Source organism: Sinomonas sp. RB5, assembly GCF_054063535.1.
Genome location: NZ_JBSSGJ010000023.1, coordinates 48875 through 55500, shown reverse-complemented (window position 1 = coordinate 55500; position 6626 = coordinate 48875). Strand labels below are relative to the sequence as shown.

The 6626-nt window shown below is 70.9% G+C and carries 6 protein-coding genes; 4 read left to right on the top strand and 2 right to left on the bottom strand.

Annotated elements, in window-relative coordinates:
• Positions 1 to 358 (bottom strand): alcohol dehydrogenase catalytic domain-containing protein (locus ACVWWH_RS19415; protein WP_457317689.1); only part of this gene is annotated, 358 nt, incomplete at its 3' end.
• 89 nt (positions 359 to 447) lie between these two features.
• Positions 448 to 1776, bottom strand: a complete 1329-nt coding sequence (locus tag ACVWWH_RS19410) for a LuxR C-terminal-related transcriptional regulator (RefSeq protein ID WP_457317688.1) — start codon at positions 1774 to 1776, stop codon at positions 448 to 450.
• Between the two features lie 138 nt (positions 1777 to 1914).
• Here ACVWWH_RS19410 and hxlB point away from each other — a divergent pair, with 138 nt between their 5' ends.
• From hxlB to purU, 4 genes are all read left to right on the top strand, one after another.
• Positions 1915 to 2511: a 6-phospho-3-hexuloisomerase gene (gene hxlB, locus ACVWWH_RS19405; protein WP_371326634.1), complete on the top strand. Its 597-nt coding sequence runs from the start codon at positions 1915 to 1917 to the stop codon at positions 2509 to 2511.
• 44 nt (positions 2512 to 2555) lie between these two features.
• A complete protein-coding gene (hxlA, locus tag ACVWWH_RS19400) occupies positions 2556 to 3179 on the top strand; it encodes a 3-hexulose-6-phosphate synthase (RefSeq protein ID WP_066500421.1) in 624 nt (207 codons plus the stop codon).
• A 65-nt stretch (positions 3180 to 3244) separates the two neighbouring features.
• Complete coding sequence (locus tag ACVWWH_RS19395) at positions 3245 to 5542, top strand: FdhF/YdeP family oxidoreductase (RefSeq protein ID WP_457317687.1); 2298 nt, start codon at positions 3245 to 3247, stop codon at positions 5540 to 5542.
• Between the two features lie 149 nt (positions 5543 to 5691).
• A complete protein-coding gene (gene purU / locus ACVWWH_RS19390) occupies positions 5692 to 6603 on the top strand; it encodes a formyltetrahydrofolate deformylase (RefSeq protein WP_457317686.1) in 912 nt (303 codons plus the stop codon).
• The last annotated feature ends 23 nt before the right edge of the window (positions 6604 to 6626 follow it).

The following is a 6626-nucleotide window of genomic DNA, read 5'->3' as shown; positions in this document are numbered from 1 at the left end:
TGTGGGTGGCGAAGCAGTACTGCGGCTGGCCCTTGGCGCAGGCCCGGCACTGCCCGCACACGGCCCGCCAGTTCAGGATGACCCGGTCCCCGGGCCTCAGGTCGGTCACGTCCGGGCCGACCGCCGAGACCACGGCCGTGGACTCGTGCCCGAGCAGGTACGGGTAGTCCTCCCCGATGCCGCCCTGCTTGTAGTGCAGATCCGTGTGGCACACCCCGCACGTGAGCACGTCCACGAGCGCCTCGCCCGGGCCCGGATCCGGGACCAGGATCGTCTCCACCGTCGCCGGAGCACCCTTCGAACGCACCACGACAGCCTTGACCTCGTGGACGTCGGGGCGGTGGGCTGCACTGGTCATGGGGAACCTCCAAGGAGTGGGTCGGGGTGAGGGACTGCTGCCATGATGGCCATACAGGCGGGGGGTCCCGCCAATATTTGTGACGTAGATCACCTTTGGCCCGCGTGGGCTTGCGCGGCGCGGGCTACTGCCTCCGCGCGCGACGAGACGCCCAGCTTGCGGAACAGGTTCCGCAGGTGGAACTTGACGGTGTTCTCACTCAGGCCCAGCTCGGCAGCGATGGCGCGGTTGCGAAGGCCGCCGGCCAGGAGCCGGAGCACCTCCTCCTCGCGTTCGCCCAGCTCCCACTCCGCGCCCGGCCCCTTGGGCGCCCGGGATGACGGCGGATCCAAGGGCAGTGAGACGAACACGTCTGCCCCCCAGCCCTCCAGCACCTCGAGGCGCAGCCGCCCGTCGAGGGCCTGGACCCGCTGCTCGATGCGCCGGAGGCCGTCCTCGGCGAGCGAGAGGCCGCCCTGGCCGTCGTCCCGGATGTCCACGAGCAGGTTCGTGCCGTCGCAGCCCCACTGGATGCGGATGCGGTGCACCTCGTCCTGCTCGACCATGGCCAGCACGAGCGCGCGCACGATCGCGCGCGCGGCGTGGGCGACCTCCCCCGGGAGGGCCCGGCCGTCGACGGGCGGCTCGACGAACTGGAGGGAGATCCCGCTGAACCGCTCGAGAGGGCGCAGATCAGCCCGCAGGCGCTCGAACGCCGTGACCACGGGTTCCTCCAGGAGCGAGGCCGTCCTGTCAGCGGACGCCCTGAGCCTCACCAGTGCGGCCGCTGCGATGTCGATGGCCGCTCGTCGTGCCGCCCCATCGGACTGGCGCGCGGACCGGAGGGCGGCGAGGATCGTTTCGAGCGTGGTCGAGTGCGCGTCGGTGAGCTCTGCTGTGAGCCGCGAACGCTCGGCGGACACCGCGCGGGACTCCCTCAGGTACGACGGCGTCGCCTCGGCCACCTTGTCCCGGATCCGCACCGCCGCGAGGTGCCAGAGGCGGGCGAGCACCGCCCCGGTATCGGGGTCCAGGACCCCGCTGGCCTTAGGTGGGTCCGCCACGGCGAGGGGATCCGTCAGGACGAGGAGCGCGTTCGTTGCCGACCGCGCGGCGAGGACGGGACGGGACGCGCCGGCGATCCTCTCATCGCTCCACCGCGGAGCGAGGTCGGGCAGGGAGGACCGGATCAGGTCCAGTTCGTCGAGCGTGACGCGACTGATGATGGCTTCAGCCCCGGCCTTCTTCTGCGGCCGTCCGGTGCAGTCCTCCGTGAAGATCACGAGCGCCGAACACCGCACATACGGGGCGAGGGCTGTACGGAGAATCTCGGCGATGCGCGGCAGGGGCGCCTCGGCGAGAGCGGCAGCGGAGTCCAGGAGGGCCAGGGCCTCCCGCGCGGGATCGCGCGCGAAGGCGGCCGCGATGGTGGAGGACATCGCAGCAGTCTAAAGGGTGCCCTACCCGAACGGGTGGGCAGGACCGCCCGAGAAGGCAGTTCCCGCCCCTCCGGACGGCGGAGATGCTGGAGGCAGCCCCTCCCCAGCCCGCGCGGCACCGACAGCAAAGGAGCATCTGTGAGCATCGAGACCCTTCCACGGCAGCGCCGGGTCACCTCGGACGGCGTCCACCGCAGCCTTGGCCTCATCCACGGGGAGGTCATCATGGCGACGGGCGAACTGCACCGCGGAGAGCTGGCCGCCGTTGCCGAGCTGATCTCGGACGCGCCCCGGATCTTCCTCGCTGGCGCGGGCCGCAGCGGCCTGGTGCTCCGCATGGCCGCCATGCGCCTCATGCACCTCGGCCTGGACGTCCACGTCGCCGGAGACACCACGACGCCGGCCATCCGCTCGGGCGACCTGCTCATCGCCGCGTCGGGGTCGGGCACGACGTCCGGCGTGGTGAAGGCCGCGAGCACGGCGGCGGCTGTGGGTGCCCGGATCGCGGCGTTCACGACCGACGGCGCATCGCCGCTCGCTGCCCGCGCCGAGGCCGTCGTGATCATCCCGGCCGCGCGGAAGGCCGACCACGGCGGCAATGCCTCGCGCCAGTACTCGGGAAGCCTCTTCGAGCAGGTGCTGCTCGTGGCCACTGAGGCCCTCTTCCAGACCCTCTGGGAAGTGGACGGGACCCCGGCCGAGGAACTGTGGCTCCGCCACGCGAACATCGAATAGCCCACCCCCACGACCAGGACAATCCACCACGAAAGGAACACATCATGAAGCTGCAGGTCGCCATGGACGTGCTCACCGTTGACGAGGCCCTCGAGCTGGCCGCGCAGGTTGCGGAGCACGTGGACATCATCGAGCTCGGCACGCCACTCGTGAAGAACGCCGGGCTCTCGGCCGTCACGGCCGTCAAGGAGGCCCACCCGACGAAGGTCGTCTTCGCCGACCTCAAGACGATGGACGCCGGCGAGCTCGAGGCCGAGCTGGCCTTCAAGGCCGGGGCGGACCTTGTGTCCGTGCTCGGCAGCGCGGACGACTCGACGATCGCCGGTGCCGTCAAGGCGGCCCGCGCCCACAACAAGGGCGTCGTCGTGGACCTCATCGGCGTCCAGGACAAGGTCACCCGCGCCCAGGAGGCGCGCCAGCTCGGGGCCAAGTATGTCGAGTTCCACGCGGGCCTCGATGAGCAGGCCAAGCCCGGCTACGACCTCAGTGTGCTCCTGACCGCCGGGGAGAGGGCCCGCGTGCCGTTCTCGGTGGCCGGCGGGGTCAACGCGGCAACCATCGCCTCGGTCCAGCGCGCGGGCGCCGACGTGGCGGTGGCCGGCGGCTCGATCTACGGCGCAGCGGACCCCGCCAAGGCAGCACGCGAGCTCAGGGCCGCCATCATCTGAGGCGGCCCAGCCCCGCTCAGCGCCGTCACCGACGGCACGACCGCCATCTCCGAAAGGCCCTCTCCTTGTTCACCACCACTCCTGACCCGCACGACATCGACGAGGGCGCCCTCGAGGTGCATGCGCCGAAGACGGCCGCGGCGGGAGTGAAGGCGGTCGCCGTGGCGCTCGAGCGGGGCCTGGCGCAGGCCGGGGTCGCACGGACGGTGCGGGGGATGCTGCGGATCAACCAGCGGGACGGGTTCGACTGCCCGGGGTGCGCGTGGCCGGAATCGATCACCGGGAAGCGGAAGCCGGCGGAGTTCTGCGAGAACGGCGCGAAGGCCATCGCCGAGGAGTCCACCGTGCGGACGGTCACGCCGGAGTTCTGGGCCGCGCACCCCATCGCCGAGCTCGAAGGCAGGAGCGAGTTCTGGCTCGGGTCCCGGGGCCGGATCACCGAGCCCGTGGTGGTCCGGCCCGGGGAGACGCACTACTCGCCGATCTCCTGGGGGGAGGCGTTCGAGCTGATCGGAGAGCACCTCCGCGCGACGACGCCGGAGCGCTGTGTGTTCTACACCTCGGGGCGCACGGCGAACGAGACCGCGTTCCTGTACCAGCTCTTCGCCAGGTCCCTGGGGACGAACAACCTGCCCGACTGCTCGAACATGTGCCACGAGTCCTCGGGGTTCGCCCTGAACCCCACGATCGGGGTGGGGAAGGGCACGGTCTCCCTGGAGGACATCCATCGCTCGGAGCTGGTGCTCGTGGTGGGCCAGAACCCGGGGACGAACCACCCGCGGATGCTCTCGGCCCTGGTGGAATGCCGGAAGAACGGCGGCAAGGTCGTCGCGGTCAACCCCCTGCCCGAGGCAGGCCTCATGGCCTTCAAGGACCCACAGGCGCTCGGGGGCATCGTGGGCGGGGGCGAGAAGGTCGCGGACGAGTTCCTCCAGATCAAGGTCGGCGGCGACCTGGCCCTCTTCCAGGCTCTGGGCCACCTGCTGCTGGCGAGGGAGGAGCGCGAGCCGGGCTCCGTCGTCGACCGTCACTTCGTCGAGGCGCAGACGGCCGGGTTCGCGGAGTACCGCGAGGCGCGCCGCGCCCTGGACTGGGCCGAGACGGAGCGCGCCACGGGGCTCTCCCGCGCCCAGATCGAGACGGTCGCGGAGATGATGGTCGCCTCCAAGGCCACGATCGTGTGCTGGGCCCTGGGGCTGACGCAGCAGCGGCACTCCGTGGACACGCTCAAGGAGATCGTCAACCTGCTCCTGGTCCAGGGGAACTTCGGCAGGCCGGGTGCCGGCGCCTGCCCGGTGCGCGGGCACTCCAACGTCCAGGGCGACCGGACCATGGGGATCTGGGAGAAGCCCACCGAGGCCTTCATCGCCGCCCTCGAGGCCGAGTTCGGCATCCCGTTCCCCCGGGAGCACGGCTACGAGTCCGTGGAGACCCAGCACGCCCTGGAGGCCGGGGAGGTGGACGTGTTCGTCTCGATGGGCGGGAATTTCCTCTCCGCGGCCTCGGACACCGAGCACACGAGGGCCGGGCTGAAGCGCACCGGGCTGACCGTCCATGTGTCCACGAAGCCGAATCTCTCGCACGTCGCCCACGGGCGCACCTCCCTCATCCTGCCCACGCTGGGCCGGACGGACGTGGACGACAAGCACGCGGGCGGGCGGCAGTTCGTCACCATCGAGGACTCCATGTCGGTCGTGCACCGCAGCCAGGGCCGGCTGCGGCCCGTCTCCGAGCACCTCCTCGCCGAGCCCGTGATCGTCGCCCGGATGGCGCAGGCGGCCCTCGGAGAGGACCACCCGGTCGACTGGCGCGCGATGGCCGAGGACTACGACCTGATCCGCGACCACATCGCCCGCGTCATCCCCGGGTTCGAGGACTACAACCGGCGCGTGCGCACGAGGGACGGCTTCGTGCTGCCCTCCCCGCCCCGGGACACCCGCACCTTCGCGACCGACATCGGGAAGGCCCGCTTCACCGTGTCCCCGCTGGAGTACCTCACGCCCCCGGCCGGCCACCTGATCCTCCAGACCCTGCGCTCCCACGACCAGTACAACACCACGATCTACGGCCTCGACGACCGCTACCGCGGCATCTCCAAGGCCCGCAAGGTGGTGCTCGCGAACCCTGAGGACCTCGCGGCCCTCGGCTTCGCCGACCGCGAGCTCGTCGACGTCATCTCGGTGTTCAACGGCGACGAGCGCCGCGCCGAGGCCTTCCGCCTCGTCGGGTATCCGACCGCCAGGGGCTGCGCGGCCGCCTACTACCCCGAGGCCAACGTCCTCGTCCACAAGGACCTCGTGGCCCGCGAGTCCAACACTCCCGGCTACAAGGCCCTCACCGTCCGCTTCGAGCGGCGCCAGTAGGTCTTGCTCCGGACAGGGGCGAAAACCTCTTGACCTCGTGTGAGCGGCCCCACTAGTTTGTTATATATCAGTTGTATGAGCAGGGGGTTGCATCCCCGCCGCCACCTCGGCAGACCCCCACGACCGCCCGGACCCCCGGAAGGAAACCCATGACTGCAGAAGCCCTCCTCCGTCCGAGCGAGTCCGGCGCAGGTGCGCGCACCCCGGCCGGCGGCGGCCACGCCGCGGTCCTCACGCTCTCATGTCCGCAGCGCAGCGGGATCGTCCATGCGGTCTCGCGGTTCCTGGTCGAGCGGGGCTTCGACATCACGGAGCACCAGCAGTTTGACGACCGCGAGGAAGGGACCCTCTACCTGCGCACGGCCTTCGGCTCGGCGGCTCCGGTCGAGGCCGCGTCCCTCGCGGGGGAGTTCGCCGACATCGCCGAGCAGTTCGGCATGGACTTCGCGTTCCACCCGGCGGCCCCGCCGCGGGTGCTCGTCATGGTCTCGAAGCTGGACCACTGCCTGCACGACCTGATCTACCGCTGGAAGGCCGGCAGCCTCGCTGCCGAGCTCGTGGCGGTCGTCTCCAACCACCCGGACCTGCGCCCGATGGCCGAGTCGGCAGGGCTGCCGTTCATCCACATCCCGGTCACGGCGGAGACGAAGCCGCAGGCGGAGGCCGAGCTGCTCGAGGTCGTGGCGGAGTACGAGGCGGACCTCGTGGTCCTGGCCCGCTATATGCAGGTCCTCTCGGACGGACTGTGCCGGCAGCTTGCGGGACGGGCCATCAACATCCACCACTCGTTCCTGCCGGGCTTCAAGGGCGCCAAGCCCTACCACCAGGCCCACGCCCGCGGCGTCAAGCACATCGGCGCGACCGCCCATTACGTCACCGCGGATCTGGACGAGGGCCCGATCATCGAGCAGGAGGTGATCCGCGTGGACCACCGCCTGTCCCCGCAGGAACTCGCGACGGTGGGCCGCGACGCCGAGACGCTGGCCCTGGCCCGGGCCGTGCGCTGGCACGCCGAGAACCGCGTCCTCCTCAGCGGCCACCGCACCATCGTCTTCCCCTGACCCCCGACTTTCCACGACCTCCA

Coding starts and splice junctions, on each gene's coding strand:
- ACVWWH_RS19410 (WP_457317688.1), bottom strand. CDS start 1,776: ATGTCCTCCACCATCGCGGCCGCCTTCGCGCGCGATCCCGCGCGGGAG.
- hxlA (WP_066500421.1), top strand. CDS start 2,556: ATGAAGCTGCAGGTCGCCATGGACGTGCTCACCGTTGACGAGGCCCTC.
- purU (WP_457317686.1), top strand. CDS start 5,692: ATGACTGCAGAAGCCCTCCTCCGTCCGAGCGAGTCCGGCGCAGGTGCG.